We start from the raw sequence: 14,755 nt of genomic DNA, 5'->3' as shown, positions 1-14,755 counted from the left end.
TGTGCGCTTGGACTGCGTGCAAGGAAGAATTACTGCTCTTTAGCATAGTAGATTAAAAAGGAATTATTAGCAACTATTCTCAAATATTTTAACATGAGGTTAACAGACTCATCCTTAATAGGGGCTGAGGGATACTAAGTACCGATCGCATTTTAAGGGGTCGATCGCCCTAAATCCTCTAGCGGGCGATCGAGCATATATACTTAACTGTTAGGGCGATCGCGGGGGCATCGCCCCTAATTTACAATTTATCAAGAATTATGTCAGCAAGTTTTCTGCCAAAGTCGATCGCACAACTCACAGAATCTACCTCAATTGCTTTAGGCCAAAGCATTCAACAGGAGGCAATTACAACTCCCCTAACAGAGGGGCCAATTGCCACAACCTACGTGCGCCAAGGCAGCGGAAATACGCCGATTTTGTTAATTCACGGCTTCGACAGTTCCGTGTTTGAATATCGCCGCCTGTTGCCGCTGCTGGCCGAAAACAATGAGACTTGGGCAGTTGATTTGTTGGGTTTTGGCTTTACAGAAAGAGCTGCGGGTTCGGCCTTCAATCAAAAGGCGATCGCCACTCACCTATACTATTTTTGGAAAACGCTAATTTCGCAGCCTGTAATCTTAGTGGGCGCGTCGATGGGAGGTGCAGCAGCAATTGATTTCACCCTCGCCCATCCCGAAGCTGTCAAAAAATTAGTCTTAATTGATAGTGCTGGTTTTGCGGTAACATCTAATAAGGGAAAATTTTTAATTCCGCCTTTAGGATATCTGGCAACTTCATTTTTGCGCCACCCAAAAATTCGCCAAAAAATTAGCGTCAATGCTTATTTCGACGAAACTTTGGCTTCTGTAGACGCTCAAAATTGCGCCGCTTTGCACTTGGAAATGCCCAATTGGAATCAAGCTTTAATTGCGTTTACCAAAAGCGGCGGTTACGGAGGTTTTGGGGCAAAAATATCGCAAATTCAGCAGCAGACGCTGATTTTGTGGGGAAAACAAGATAGAATTTTAGGGACTGGGGATGCAGAAAAGTTTAAAAGTGCGATCGCAAATTCTCAACTTATTTGGATACCCGACTGCGGACACGTTCCCCACTTAGAAAAACCACAAATTACCGCTCAACATATCTTAGATTTCACAGCTAAAGCAGCAGGTTCGTAGTGAGGACTTCAGTCCGCATCTCCGATCGGAGGACTGAAGTCCTCACGATCGAACGTTAAACTTTCGGCAGGTTTGTAGTCAGGACTTCAGTCCTCTTCAAACCAGAGAGGACTGAAGTCCTGACTACAAACGTTAAACTTTCGGTAAATACTTTTGTACAATAGTCCATCCTGTAAGCAATACAATGACAAATCCCCCACACAAAGCCAAATTAGTGCCAATGTGAAGGGGACGCGCCCAAGGATGTTTAGGGCCAATTTGCAGCCCGCTTCCCACAGAAACCAACACCAAAGCGACAACAGCTAACCCCGCCGGTAAATGAGCTGAGTGACCCAAATTGCCGTAGTATCCGAGCGTACCGACTACGCCAATTCCCAGCAGTAAAATTACCAAAGTCGCCATCCCCGCGCCAGTCGCCAAATGAAAGGGACGCAGCCATTTGGGTCGCGGCTGTTTCGTACTGCGGGCGCCAAACATCCACGTTCCAGTAACGGCCAGCAACAGGTAAGCCAAAAGTGACGCACCCATTGACCAAGCCGCTATTTTCCACAACCACAAGAAAGAAGGCAGATTCATGATTTAAATCCCTAGTTAGGGATTTGCAAGAAAGGTTTCTTTCCGATTTTACCTACACCTGAAACCAAAAATGAATATTTTTGCCAGAAAGTGCGATCTGGCTATCCACAGATTGCATCCGTCTTACCTTGAAGTCGATCGCACTTTCTCTGGTACTCAGCTTAATTTACGTTATATAGCGGTTCTCAATTAAGTGAGGTACGCGGGCGAGCCATTACCAATTACCCATTACCAATTACCCATTACCCATTACCAATTACCAATTACCCATTACCCATTACCCATTATCAAGCGTACCGCACTCTTACTCAGAAAGGCTATGGATTTGTCGCTCCAGTTTTTAGGAACCGCCTTCCCATTCTAGCTTCGTGGTTTAACTGTCAACGAAAGGCATTTTATAAAACCCTAATTTTTGTTCTACGATTAATCGGAAAAACGGCATACCTTCTATCAAATATCTTTTCCACAACCTTCTCGGTTCGCTTAACAGTCTGTACGCCCATTCTATGCCGACTTCGCTCATCCATTTGGGAGCTCGGGCTTTGGAACCAGCTTCAAAATCAATGGTTGCGCCTACGGCCAAGAAAACTTTGACGTGTGTGAATTTGCTCTGGTATTTAACCAGCCACTTCTCTTGCTTGGGCGATCCCACTCCTATGGCCAGAACTGTAGCTCCTGATTTATTGATCGCGTCAATTATTGCTTCACACTCTTCCTCATTTTTTTCAAAGCCAAAAGAAGGAGAAAGTGCTTCAATCACTATTTCTCTACCAATTTTTTGATTGATTTTTTCTTGGGCTTTCCTAGCAATACCTTCCGCCGCTCCTAGCAAAAATATTTTAACGTTTTCGTTATCCTTGTGATACATATAAAATGCAGGAAACAAGTCCGAACCTGAAATTTTTTCTTTGAGAGGAGTCCCCAAAAATTTTGAAGAATACATCAATATTTGACTGTCGCAGACTCTATAACTAGATTTATTGTAAGCTTCATAGAAGTCGCGGTCATACTGCAACTTAATCAAGTGGTCTACATTGGGCGTAAATACGACACCGCCTTCGCAGTCTAGTTTTTCAAACAACTCTGTAATCGTAAAGTTATCTATCTCTACATTCAATAAATTAACTGTTTTCATTTTGTTATTCCCGAAGGGCCTTGATATTGAACTACAACTTTAACTACTACAACCGGCACTACACCAATCGTGTTTTGACTACTTGAGCGCGGGGCATGAATATATTTTCTTCAGTATATCCCGTAAACCCTACCTGTCCACTCATAATTTTTAAAGATTCTGTAAAGAATTAGATCGTTTTAGCAAAAAGTGTATCAAGCCAGTTTTTGTTTACAACTCGCAACACAGTTTTCCGAGCAATATCGTCTCGTGCTAATAGTTGAAGCATTTTAAATTAATGCCATCAATATGATTTTACATAAATTTTGAGCAACTGAGAAAAAGAGCGCAACTCCCGAACTTGATTTGATGCAAAGCTAGTAGACTTTTTAATCTTTGTATCCAGGGAATGCCAGATATTTTCAAGCTGTAAGTGCGATCGGCGATCGCCAACAGTAAAAATCATCCTGATTTTTGGTGAACCAGCGACTGTCTTCTTGGTGGCGAACTGGTTTTCTTGGCCTTGAGACTTTCTGGAGCTTTTAAGACCAGACCGGATATTCCTCCAGCAATGACCGCAAAAATCGGGTTAGTCATCGCGTTCAAAACACAGTCAAACACGTACATAGTTAAGGCTACTCCCAGGACCGCAGCGGGCGCTACTTTGGGATTAGACCAGGTTCTGGCGGGATACTTGAACACGCAAAAGACGACAACAGGAAGTAACAATGAAGAAAATAAACTAGCTAAACCGACTATACCGTTGAACCCAAATGTAATAATCCACAAGCTGTCGGTGACTGAGATATCTTTACCGTACCCGTCGTACACGCGGTTTCCGCCCGAATCCCCCCAGCCAAAAAGAAATCTTTGTCGCGCTTTATCCCCCAATATCTCTTCCATGTCAAATCTAAACTTCAGAGAGGAGGCTCGTTCTTCGCCAAATATTTGAGTCATGAAGGCAATCACGTCTTTGCTCGAAAATTGACCCGATGCAGCTACGTACAGATAAAACCATATATATCCAATTACGAATAGCAGGGGCAAAGAAGTGCGAAACCACTTTGCCGAAAATAATATGAGCAACCCGATCGCAAATAAACTGTAGGCGCCAGTAGAACGGCACAGGAAAAAAGCAATAGTTAATACAATTGCTAGAGTCTTGATGCTGCGGCCCTGAAACTTTTTGAGCGTCCCAGTTTGCCAGAGCCAAACTCCGATTAAGGCGGCTGTCATCATCCACACGCCCACCATCAAACCGTGCTGCATAAATACTACCGGTCTCCACCCCCCCAGACGCCTTGCTTGACTCCAGTCATTAAAGGCATTGACGCCGTAAACCATTTGGTGCAGAATTGGGCCTCTAACCCCTTCAATTAAAGTAAAAGGAATGTAGGCTAACCCACCTGCAAAAATCCCGATCGCCAATTGTCGCAGCCCGTCTAAACTACCCAGATACAAGCGTCCTAAAAAATAAGGCAGACCCCAAGTAATGATTTGGTTTAAAGTCGGAGAAATCGGGCTGCCGCCATTAGTAACTTGTGAAAGAATTGGACACAAACAGCAAATTACCATTGGCACGTCCAGCCAACCTGGCTTAAAAGTGGTGATGCGCGGAGTATCGTAGACAATAGTAGCAATCAAAATGGCGTAGCAAGATGCCGAAATTTTGTTATAGGGTGGCAATAGCGGGACGGGATAAGAAGTTTGTGGCAAAAACAGCCACGCTACCACAAAACTGATAATTACCGCCCGCTGATTCGGAAACCTCACAAACAAGTAACAAACGATCGGAATCCAACCGAACATAACAATTGGGATTAATGCAACCATAGGTTTTTTTTGGCAGTAAAATTGTAGAAAGACTACTCTATTTGCCCGATAAAAATTCTCGCTTAAACGATCGCCCAACCCCGATCTTTTAAATCGACCTCAATTTTACGCCTTGTCAGTTAATTATGCCGGACATTCCCGTGCCGTGTATAGTGCAGCCTCGAACAGATCGGTTGCATCCTCCCAAGTATAATTGATCACCGTCTCCAAAGCAGTCTCGGACATTGCCCGCCATTCGGCATCAGACAACTGACAAATCTGCTCGATCGCTTTTGCCATATCCTCTGGGTCTTCTGGCTTGACAAGTATGCCACCCCCGCCAGCCAGTAGCTCAGGAGCCCCACCAGCGGGAGTGCCGATGACTGGAGTGCCGCAAGCCATCGCCTCTAAAATTGGCAAGCCGAAGCCTTCGGAGCGGCTGGCAAACAGCCAAGCATCGCATTTGCTGTAAAATTCTTTGAGTTGGTCTTGGGTAGGAAATATGTCATACTCAGTACCATTCGGAAAATTGGCAGGAGCAGGGTCACCGCAACCAAAGGCAACTAAACGCAGGTTGGGAATTTTTTTAGCCGCTATAGAGAAAGCTTCCAGGGCAATATCGCAGCCTTTCCAAGGAGGTGTACTGTAGTACATCCCGACTGTGGGAACTGACTGCTTGGCTCGTGGCTGCTTCGATCGCGAGTGGGGGTCGTAAAACTGTTTGGTGTCCACCGTGGGAGGGACGAGAGAGGCAGACAAATCGCCGTATTCATTCCGCGCTTTGTCTTCGAGCCACCTCGCCACAACTATTTTGTGCATCGGCAGCCGCCAAGTTGCGTCTACTCGATCTTTTGGTGTGTACTCAAAAGCTTCGTAGTGTTGGAGAAAATATACTTTCGCTCCTTTGCTCGGGGAGAGTTTTGACACCCACTCGGCAGTCTCCCACCAAGTAGCCATGATAATATCGGCATCAGGTACGTCACGGTCGGTAATTGGACGCCAGGTTTCGAGAACTCGGCTTTCGACATCTACCTTGTCAAAGAAAAACGCTTCTTCCTTGGGAGCGGCCAGCCAACCCCTACCCCTGAGCACCGATCGCAATTGTTGCCTCAACGTCGGTCGTGGCTGGGGTGTAGAGACGATAAATATTTTGTGTCCTCGCTGGAGGAGAATTTCTGCGTATATAGATAACACCCTCATGCCACCTGTAATAGCAAGGTTGGGAAGGACAAAAGTAATTTTCATGAATTAATGCCGAAGATGAACGCTGGTTTATAATAAATCTCCATCACATCGCAGATACTTCGGACTTGAGGGCCTGTGTTTGGCTGTTGTGAAGGATGCTGCTTGCTGCTGGATGGTCTCGTCACTTGAGTTAAAGCCGACCGTACTTTGTCGTCAGGGACTTTTCCCAATTAGAAATCGGGAGATGTGTGAGGACTAGACAAGTCTAACCCGTAACTGCGCTAGCTTTAAAATTTCCGTTGCACTTGGCTGGAGATTTTTGCCTGCGGTAACATTGAACCACTATTATATCCATGCGATCGGAATTCGTGTCGAGACTGCTGGGTAGAAACAGGACACGGGCGATTTGAGTTTTGGCAGAAGCACCCCACCAAACGATATTCAGTTCATGCTGAGAATCCCGCGTTCGCTGGCGTGACTAGGCGCAGAATTTCAAATTTCCGGATTTAGCATCCAACCTTAACTTCTTTCTAGACCCGTGCTGGCTCCACATAGTAGGGAGAAAAGGAAACTATGTTAACGTCGCGTTGTTGAGATTTGTCTACAGCAACTTTCAATCCTGCTTCAAAATGCTCCGTGGCATCTTCCCAACTGTAATTGATGACCTTAGCATAGGCGGCTTCGGACATGGCTTGCCACTCAGCATTGGGCAACTGACACATACGCTCTATGGCTTTTGCCATTTCTTCGGGAGCTTGAGATTGTAGAAGTATGCCAGTACCGCCGCTCAGAATTTCAGGAGCAGCGCCTGCTGGGGTACTGATGACGGGAGTGCGGCACGCCATCGCTTCGATAATTGGCAATCCGAAGCCTTCAGAGCGACTGGCCAGCAGCCACACATCGCATTTGCTGTAATAGTCTTTGATTTTGTCTTGGTCGGGTTGAATTACATACTCAGCATTGTCTGGTAGCGGCAATTCCGGGGATGGGGCCTCGGAACTGAAGGCAACCAGACGCAGGTTGGGGATATTTTCAGCAGCTAGGGAAAAAGCTTTGAGGGCGATATCGGTTCCTTTCCAGTAGATTGTAGAGTAAAGGATGCCGACTGTAGGAACCGATTGTTTGTTGCGACCAGAGGCATAAAATTGCTTGGTGTCCACGCTCGGAGGAGCTAAGGAAACTTTGTCGTCTTGATATTGAGTCCTCGCTAGGTCAACTAACCACTGAGAGATCGTAATTTTGTGCATGGGCAGCATCCAGGTTGCTTCTACTCTACCTTTAGGTAGATAGTCAAAAACTTCGTGGTGCTGGATAAAATAAGCTTTTGCTCCTTTGCTCGGGGAGAGTTTTGCTACCCACTCGGCGGTTTCCCACCAGGTGGCCACTACTACGTCAGCGTCAGGCACATCTTTGTCTTCTATGGGGCGCCAGCGATCGGTAATTTTGTGTTCTACACCTAAATTATCGAAAAATGAGGGCTCTTTTTCTGGCGTGGAAATCCAACCCCGTCCCCGCAGCAGCGACTTAACTTGCTGGCGCAGACTCGCTTGGGCGTGGGGTACAGAGATGACGAACACGGAGTGCCCTCGCTTTCTCAAAAGTTCTGCGAAAATAGATACTACTCGTATTCCACCAGTCAGAGAGAGAGTAGGAAGAACAAAGGTGATTTTCATTTTTTATTCCCGCTGAAGACTCCGACTCTTCACGGCGCTGTGATGAGCGCTGGTATTAGAGTGGGACAGGAAAGAGGGGCGGGTGAATATTAATTACCGCTTTCCTGGTGTTTACATAGAATCAAACCTAGCGACTGTTGGCAACACCCCTGTATTGACGATCGGCAATCATCTCGCTGTCATTCAATTAATAGTAACGATGGATGGGATTGCCAAACACGTTCCTATAGGCATAATTTTTGAGGTCGCCAAAAGTTCCGTCTCAAGACATATTCCTCATCAAACAGCAGCTTTTTTCGCGGCTAACACGCCCGCTAGACAACTATTTCACTCTAGCAACTCCGTAACCGAACTAAACTATAAAACCAACTCTTTAAACAACAATTTGACAGCTTTGGCAGCAACGCGCGATCGAATTAACCGCACCGGACGACCGCTAGATTTTTCAACCAAACCGACAAAAATAAATTTTTCAGCATCAATAATTTTCCCCAACCGATCGCCAATATCATTCTTCAAACGGCAACGCTGCGGTTCAATCCGAGTAAACACCCACTGCCACAAAGCTTTGCGACACAAATCACTACCCCCAACGACCTTAGATTTGCGCAAGTCACCGCTGCTCTCTTGGGACGGCGCGCAACCCAAAGCTTTCATAAACCGCCGCAAGGACAAATACCGCTTAGTCGGCTTGCCAGAGTTGCGACCTTTACGAATCTTCACATCTGGTTTACCATCAGCAGCAAGATAATTTTCAAATGGATAAATCTGTGACAGCAGCAACGCCTCAACGCGCCGGCCGAAACCAAATCGAGCAAAAACCTTGCGGTAAGGAAAAAACTGAGGTTCGCCAACCAACTTCGATAGCTGAAACTCCAACGCCATCTCTTCCCGCTGAAGGTCACAAATCCGCGCAGCGTGGCGGCGAACTTCATCAGTTATCCCTAAACCGATAGAACTTTCCAACATCAAATCGTACTTAACCGACTGGCGCTGGCCGCACAACCACCCCCACAACAGCGGCACCCTCTCGACCGATCGCACCGATCGAATAAATGCAGATTCTGGAAACTGCCAAGCCAAATCTTGCCGAGCGCGGTTAATAATCGGCGACTGCACGCGGTTTAAATGCGCTAGCCGCAAAACTAAACGGCGAATCTCAACAATAACTGGCAATCGCACTTGGGTAAACCGACGGAGGTTGCTAAAATAATCCCAACCATAAATCGCCAGCGCTAAAGCATCCGCATCATCATCTTTGTCCGGCAGCCCAAGGTGATGTTCGCGAAACGATCGCAATTCTCTATGACCGACCAGCCGCACTTCTACGCCAGCCCTAGCAAGCATTGTTCCCCACAATTTTTGGTAATTAATTCCCGACGGCTCCATTACCGCAATTGTGTTCGTAACATCGTTGCCAATAAATTCCAGCAACGCGCTAATTCCAGCAGCAGTCGCGTCAAATTTGCGAAAGTTGTAATCGTAATAAAACTGTCGCGGTTCAGCAGGCTTTTCCAAAAGCAAGCAAGCAGAAACTGAGGCTTTACTGATGTCAAGTCCAAGAAGTTGCATTAATTTTTACAGGTGATAAATTTTCCAAATTCCCGCAGCAAAGCTTATGAATCACCCAAAGGCCGCAAGAGCCTAATTCACTGTTAAAGCTAAAAAATGCACGGGAAAACAATCAGCAAAATTGCAACCGAGCTTGTGAAATAGTAAAAGCCCTAACAGCTTACTTCTGTCTAAAAGCCCTAAATTACAATTCAACCAATTGACGAACAGGTTTGGACTCCATCCGCGACTCCCCATTTAAAAGGGGGAGTTTCAGCCGCCGAATCAAGCAGCATCATCAGGCGTTCGTCATTCAAAACTCCGAAAAATGCTCGCCTGCAAACGGCACCGATTCAGAATCATTAAGTCGATCAGAATCAGATGATAAAGGCATTTCAAAATGTGAAAGCAACAAGCCACCAACATCACCAATGACATCAGAAGATGAAAAATAATCAACTAAATTATTCCACCTTCTAATTGCAACCTCCAAATCAAACTTAACTTGCTCTCAAGCAATAACTAACTCAGATAGTTCAATCTTTCCGGTAACTATACGTTCTCTCAGGTGGCGATACTCGTCCCCAAAATTGGCTTCATCGGCAACTCGGGTACGAAGGACATCAAGAGCAATATCAGCATCTTCGCCTAATTCCAAATCCGCCTCTAAATAAATCCGAAGATTTTGATAATTGCCTAAGTTTTTTGTAATCCCAAATCCAATTTTGGTAATGTTCATATTTCATGGTGAACAAAAAAAATCGTAACAATCGTCAGTAGCACAATTCCAAATCTCAAAAGAATTCTGAGCTTGAGTTAAAACATTGCCTGCAACTAAATCACCATAAACATTAGTCGAAAATCCATGGCCAAAATCGCCATAAATATCAATCCTAAGTCCATTCTCGATTTTAGATGAAACAGGAATGATTTTTTTAGCACAAGGCTTAGCAATCAAAAAATATCCAAACAAATCAGACAAACTCCAACTGTCTAAAGTGAGAATGTCCCAAATCTGAATCAGAGATTTAAACCGACGAACAGTTGAACCCAAACTCAATATCCAACCACCGCCTTTGTCCTTAGAACCCTTACACAAATCAAGACAAGCCGCTTTAGCAAGAGACAGCACCCTACCAAAACTCGGACGAGCAAAAGGCGCAATATCCTTAGCTCGACTGATAATTTCGGTTTGCCGGCGAACGCGATCGCACAACTCATCATTGGCTTGTCGGAGTTGCTCAATTTCAGCTCTGGCAGCAGCTAGCTCGGCTTGAAGTTCGTAAGTGTCCATAAATTCAGAAAGAGAAAGCGATCGCTCGCTTCAAACGATCGCTGTAACAAGAGTAAATTGTCAAAACGTCACACTAGAAAAAGAAACTCAGAAGCTCATGCCATCAAATCACCTCCCGGAGGCGATCGCCCGCCAACTAAATTGGAACCATTTCGAGTTTTGTAACAAAACAGTCGCTTCACACGATCGAGATAAACGCGAATAATAACTGTCCTACCGTCACACTGATGAGCAAAAGCTTGACCACAAAAACAACGTTCACCAGATTGCACCGAAATATTTTCGCCAGTAAAAAGTTGGTCACAAGGAGCCCACTGACACATCGACTCAAGAGAAACCGTCTCGACAGTTCCAATATCGGAAAATACACCGGGGATATTTTCAGCAGGTAAGTCGATCGGCTCAATCTCAGGATTTTCTAAACTCCAAGCATCCCAAGCCTGCTGAAAACCTGCAATTGATGGATAATCATCTGGGTCGAGCGGTTCGCTGACTTCCCACTCAAACAAATTCAGTTGACCGCTGGCATCTGCTTTATACAAAACCTCTCCAAAATCTGCAGGATTCCAAGCGTCAGCAACAGTCAGAGTTAGCGGCTGAACATCAAAGCCCTCACCTTCAGACAAAAATTCAATTAGGAAAATTAACGGTTGAGGCAAAATGCTGTCACAAGCGATCGGCTCCTGGGCAAAATCAACACCGAGGAAACTCTCAGCGGCTAGTTCGATCGGCTCCTGGGCAAAATCAACACCGGAGAAACTTTCAACCGCTAATTCGATCGACTCCTGGGCAAAATCAACACCGGAGAAACTCTCAGCCGCTAGTTCGATCGGCTCCTGAGCGAAATCAACACCCAGCTCCTGGGCAAAATCAACACCAGGTGAACTTTCAACCGCTAGTTCGATCGACTCCTGGGCAAAATCAACACCAGGTGAACTCTCAGCCGCTAATTCGATCGACTCCTGGACGCAATCAATACCGGGAGAATTTTCAGCAATTAACTCGCTTGGGTCATGAACCCAACCATATTTAGCAAAACGTTCAACCTGTCTAAAAGCCCGCTTCTGAGCAGCTTCAGCTATACCGCGCTTAGACGATGAAAAATAATGTTTTTCGGTTATTTGTTCAATCGCCTCTTCTATTTGATCGTCAGAAAGGCCGTTATGCTCTCCCAACGCATAAAACCGCAGAAGTGGGTTACAAGCAGCTTCAACGGATATACCCATAGACTGAGCAGCCCGTTCGATCGCCAACTCCCACGTTTCAATTTTGCGACGATCACCGTCAGGTTCGATTCCGAGGTCGCGGGCGATCGCCTTTAATTCATTCCTTCTACACTGGTACATAAACTGGCTTCAAATTTTTGGTACCCGTCTCTCCGGGTTGTCACGGTTCTACAAAAGTCTCTAAACCTTTGTAAAGTTTGCGCTTCCGTTAGCGCCAGCGCTCTGTCTGCGTCACGTCTTGTATTAAGCCAACGTTTCCGATCGCCTGTAAGCCGACGATGGCATCTCGAGTATTACGAGTTCACCACAACCTCTCTGTGTAGTCACACCACTCGCTGGCAGGTGTCGCACTAGAAACCGCCTTGTCTTTAACCGGCGTGGTATCCCGAATATCACGGTATTAGCGCGCTCTCACGCAGTCACACCACTTAACGGCAGGTGTCGCCAAAAATTTCTAAAGAAAGAGCTTAAAAGGCAAGCCCAAAGGTATGCAAATTCAGCTGTGTCTGTTATATGCCAATATACTGGTTTATGTCAATATACTGGTAGATAAATTAACAAGCGGATTCAACATTATCATTAAGAGAATCCTCGGGGACCCAGTAGAGAAATTCCCCTGGCTGCAAGCGAAAAGTCTTACAAATAATTTCCAAAGTTCTTTCGTTAGGAACCCAATTCGGATCGTTAATCTTTTCAGACGTACCACGACCCAAACCAGTCAACTTGCCAAATCTATAGGAAGTCAACCTAGATATTTGCAATTTTTTTTCCAAGACTGGCTTCAAACAGTTTCTCACAGGCATTCTTGTAAAATCTCCTTTTATTATATGCCAGCGTATTGACACATAACAATATGCAGGCACATAATAAGCTAGTAAAACAACCATCAGACTTTGAATTGAGCCTCTAAGTCTGAACCCCCTTATTTTCTCAAACAAGGGGGAAAACCCTAGTAATTGCGTTATTCCAATAAAAACCAGCCCCCGCACCACCGGGATTAAAGCCGCGCTGCCGAGTGGGACAACGGCAGTTTCCTTACCACCATGAAAACCTACCCCCCATCCGTCCACAAGCAAATTGAACTCTTCCTTCAGTACAGAAGCGGAGAACAAATAGTCAAACGCTACCTAACTATGCTCAGCAGCCCTACATATATAGATCGACCCAGACAAACCCGCACCAAAAAACAGAGGCAACCACAATGAGCACACCCAACCTTGAAAAAGCCAAAGCAGAGCTACGCGAACTTGAAAAAACGAGCGCCACAACAACTCTAGAAATCAGCTCAGTCGCAATATTCGCAATAATCGTTAAATCACAAATAATCTACAGTCAATAAAAATGCAGAGACATCGATGCTGCAAATGAAGCACTCAAAACAGGGCTAAGTCTGCAAAAACTGTTCAACAAAGAATCAGAAATTTACAAAATATTGCAAATAAGCTGGAAACTTCAAGAGTCAGAAATTTGCAAAATGCTTGAAATAACAAAGCTATAGCCATGCAACAGCTAGAACTTTTCAAGAGCCCAGTACCGACACCACTATACAAAGCCGGTGACTGGGTAAAAACCAAACGCAAGCCAGCGGTCGCAGCGTGGATTAAGCGCGGCGAAATTTTCCGAGTCAACGCCGTACACCCGATCGACGGCAGCATCCAATTCTGGAACCCATATATCAATCAGTGGGATTTTTTATATCCAGATGAAGTTAAAACTTGCCCCACACCAACTGATGTCGAGACTGTTGTGGAGAATGTACCAGCGGTCGAGACTGTTGTGGAGAATGTACCAGCGGTCGAGACTGTTGTGGAGAATCTATCCACCGTCGAGACTGTTGTGGAGAATGTACCAGCGGTCGAGACTGTTGTGGAGAATCTATCCACCGTCGAGTCTGTTGTGGAGAATCTATCCACCGTCGAGTCTGTTGTGGAGAATGTTGAAGCTTCATCTAGCGGCTGGATAGACTTCCACTACAAAGTCCGCATCAACGGCAAGCAGCACTCAGTCCGCCACCACCAAGATAAATGCACCGGGCCCTACTACACCTACCGCTGGCTCGAAGGCAAAAAACAGCGTGCTCGTTACGTACCTAACAAAAAAATGGGGAAAGTCTACAGAGCGATCAACATGGGGCAACCCACAACCGAAATCTTGAAAATCATCTCAAGTCCAGACAAGCTAAAAACAATCCTCAAAAAATGAACCACAAAATTTCAGAACTGCAAGCGCGGTACAATTTAAGCAGCAAGCAATCAATTTACAATCGCATGAAAGCGCTACACGTAACACCAGTCAAACGAGGGGAAATATCCAGTGACTCACTAGACAAACTAGACGAATTCCTAAAAAACAACCCAAGCACCACACTGTCAGACTTTCCCAAAAGCGCAGAAGCTATTACACCAAGTAAACTAAACTTGCCCAGCAGACAACTGGACTTGTCTAGCGGACAACTAGACAACTTTAACGAAACACTGCAATTAATAGAAACGATCGCCCGGCACTTGAGCACCAATCAAGACCCGCTAGCAAAGTACAAAGCCCTAGAATATGCCGCCAACCACATTCTGCTACTTCCAACTTCCAAAGTACAAGAACTAATTGGGGCAAAACCTCGAAAACCACAATTTCAATGGGGAACATTCATTTTCAGAAAATTAGAAACAAAACTAGGTCGGGAAACAGCGTGGAAAATCCAAATGACACCAAACGCATTCAGGCAACCAACTTAACCACATTACCGATCGCCTCGGCGGTGGCGGCTATTTTTCTGACGGCCGACAATAATTTTCGCATTACCCCACAAATCTCTAGCGCCAGTCAGAAAAATCCCGCTGAAAATTAATAAATTACAAAAAACACTAGACTGTTTAGCCTGTAAGGGTTTAAGAGTTTTATTTATTCAAGGCTCTTATTTGTGGATTGTAAATATACCATTATTTGTGTTTTTTTGGGTTGTATACCGGGTATTACTCAACCCGGTTGTTTTTAACATCGCGTCACCTTGCCTGCGGCGCCCCAAACTGTACCTGTCGCGGCCGGGGGGGCGGGCCATAAGCCGGCTCCCCCCCCGGCGCACGTTCTCAGTCGATCGCCAACTAATTTTAGATTTGAGATTTAGGATTTTTACCATCTTGCAGTCCGCGCATTACAGCCCACCATAT

General features: G+C 45.4%; 16 protein-coding genes. 4 read left to right on the top strand and 12 right to left on the bottom strand.

Going from position 1 to position 14,755, the window contains the following annotated elements; all coding sequences use genetic code 11:
* Window positions 1-260: 260 nt before the first annotated feature.
* Window positions 261-1,160, top strand: a complete 900-nt coding sequence (locus tag QUB64_RS11895) for an alpha/beta fold hydrolase (RefSeq protein ID WP_333269497.1) — start codon at window positions 261-263, stop codon at window positions 1,158-1,160.
* A gap of 132 nt (window positions 1,161-1,292) precedes the next feature.
* Here the strand turns inward: QUB64_RS11895 and QUB64_RS11890 are convergent, their stop codons facing one another.
* The 12 genes from QUB64_RS11890 to QUB64_RS11835 all read right to left on the bottom strand — a co-directional run bounded on the left by QUB64_RS11890 (window position 1,293) and on the right by QUB64_RS11835 (window position 12,667).
* Entirely contained in the window at window positions 1,293-1,736 is a 444-nt protein-coding gene (locus QUB64_RS11890) for a DUF4079 domain-containing protein (protein WP_333269498.1), read from the bottom strand.
* Between the two features lie 373 nt (window positions 1,737-2,109).
* Window positions 2,110-2,871: a WecB/TagA/CpsF family glycosyltransferase gene (locus tag QUB64_RS11885; RefSeq protein ID WP_333269499.1), complete on the bottom strand. Its 762-nt coding sequence runs from the start codon at window positions 2,869-2,871 to the stop codon at window positions 2,110-2,112.
* 283 nt (window positions 2,872-3,154) lie between these two features.
* Window positions 3,155-3,316 (bottom strand): hypothetical protein, encoded by a 162-nt coding sequence (locus QUB64_RS11880; protein WP_333269500.1) that lies wholly within the window; start codon window positions 3,314-3,316, stop codon window positions 3,155-3,157.
* Window positions 3,313-4,683, bottom strand: a complete 1,371-nt coding sequence (locus tag QUB64_RS11875; protein WP_333269501.1) for an O-antigen ligase domain-containing protein — start codon at window positions 4,681-4,683, stop codon at window positions 3,313-3,315. The genes QUB64_RS11880 and QUB64_RS11875 overlap by 4 nt, the downstream gene beginning before the upstream one ends.
* A gap of 123 nt (window positions 4,684-4,806) precedes the next feature.
* Window positions 4,807-5,907: a glycosyltransferase family 4 protein gene (locus tag QUB64_RS11870; RefSeq protein ID WP_333269502.1), complete on the bottom strand. Its 1,101-nt coding sequence runs from the start codon at window positions 5,905-5,907 to the stop codon at window positions 4,807-4,809.
* Between the two features lie 470 nt (window positions 5,908-6,377).
* Window positions 6,378-7,520 carry a glycosyltransferase family 4 protein gene (locus QUB64_RS11865; RefSeq protein WP_333269503.1) on the bottom strand — a complete coding sequence of 381 codons (1,143 nt, stop codon included), beginning with the start codon at window positions 7,518-7,520 and terminating at the stop codon, window positions 6,378-6,380.
* A gap of 357 nt (window positions 7,521-7,877) precedes the next feature.
* On the bottom strand, window positions 7,878-9,092 hold the full coding sequence (locus QUB64_RS11860; RefSeq protein WP_333269504.1) for an IS110 family transposase: 1,215 nt from the start codon (window positions 9,090-9,092) through the stop codon (window positions 7,878-7,880).
* 292 nt (window positions 9,093-9,384) lie between these two features.
* Window positions 9,385-9,564, bottom strand: a complete 180-nt coding sequence (locus QUB64_RS11855; RefSeq protein ID WP_333269505.1) for a hypothetical protein — start codon at window positions 9,562-9,564, stop codon at window positions 9,385-9,387.
* Window positions 9,565-9,582: 18 nt separating this feature from the next.
* Window positions 9,583-9,810 (bottom strand): hypothetical protein, encoded by a 228-nt coding sequence (locus tag QUB64_RS11850; RefSeq protein WP_333269506.1) that lies wholly within the window; start codon window positions 9,808-9,810, stop codon window positions 9,583-9,585.
* A 3-nt stretch (window positions 9,811-9,813) separates the two neighbouring features.
* The gene (locus tag QUB64_RS11845; RefSeq protein ID WP_333269507.1) at window positions 9,814-10,365 is read right to left on the bottom strand and encodes a hypothetical protein; all 552 of its coding nucleotides are present in this window, start codon (window positions 10,363-10,365) and stop codon (window positions 9,814-9,816) included.
* Between the two features lie 95 nt (window positions 10,366-10,460).
* On the bottom strand, window positions 10,461-11,711 hold the full coding sequence (locus QUB64_RS11840; protein WP_333325580.1) for a hypothetical protein: 1,251 nt from the start codon (window positions 11,709-11,711) through the stop codon (window positions 10,461-10,463).
* Window positions 11,712-12,145: 434 nt separating this feature from the next.
* On the bottom strand, window positions 12,146-12,667 hold the full coding sequence (locus QUB64_RS11835) for a helix-turn-helix domain-containing protein (protein ID WP_333325583.1): 522 nt from the start codon (window positions 12,665-12,667) through the stop codon (window positions 12,146-12,148).
* A gap of 424 nt (window positions 12,668-13,091) precedes the next feature.
* Between QUB64_RS11835 and QUB64_RS11830 the strand changes: the two genes are divergently transcribed.
* From QUB64_RS11830 to QUB64_RS11820, 3 genes are read left to right on the top strand one after another with little or no spacing between them, the layout of a single operon-like run.
* On the top strand, window positions 13,092-13,793 hold the full coding sequence (locus tag QUB64_RS11830) for a hypothetical protein (RefSeq protein ID WP_333325585.1): 702 nt from the start codon (window positions 13,092-13,094) through the stop codon (window positions 13,791-13,793).
* Entirely contained in the window at window positions 13,790-14,323 is a 534-nt protein-coding gene (locus tag QUB64_RS11825; protein WP_333269511.1) for a hypothetical protein, read from the top strand. Before QUB64_RS11830 ends, QUB64_RS11825 begins: the two co-directional genes overlap by 4 nt.
* Window positions 14,278-14,436: a hypothetical protein gene (locus QUB64_RS11820; RefSeq protein WP_333269512.1), complete on the top strand. Its 159-nt coding sequence runs from the start codon at window positions 14,278-14,280 to the stop codon at window positions 14,434-14,436. Before QUB64_RS11825 ends, QUB64_RS11820 begins: the two co-directional genes overlap by 46 nt.
* The last annotated feature ends 319 nt before the right edge of the window (window positions 14,437-14,755 follow it).

Origin of the sequence: Microcoleus sp. Aus8_D2 (assembly GCF_036702665.1) — a bacterium.
Classification (GTDB): Bacteria; Cyanobacteriota; Cyanobacteriia; order Cyanobacteriales; family Microcoleaceae; genus Microcoleus.
Note: the sequence above shows the minus strand (reverse complement) of the source record. Positions and strands in the feature narration are given on the sequence as shown.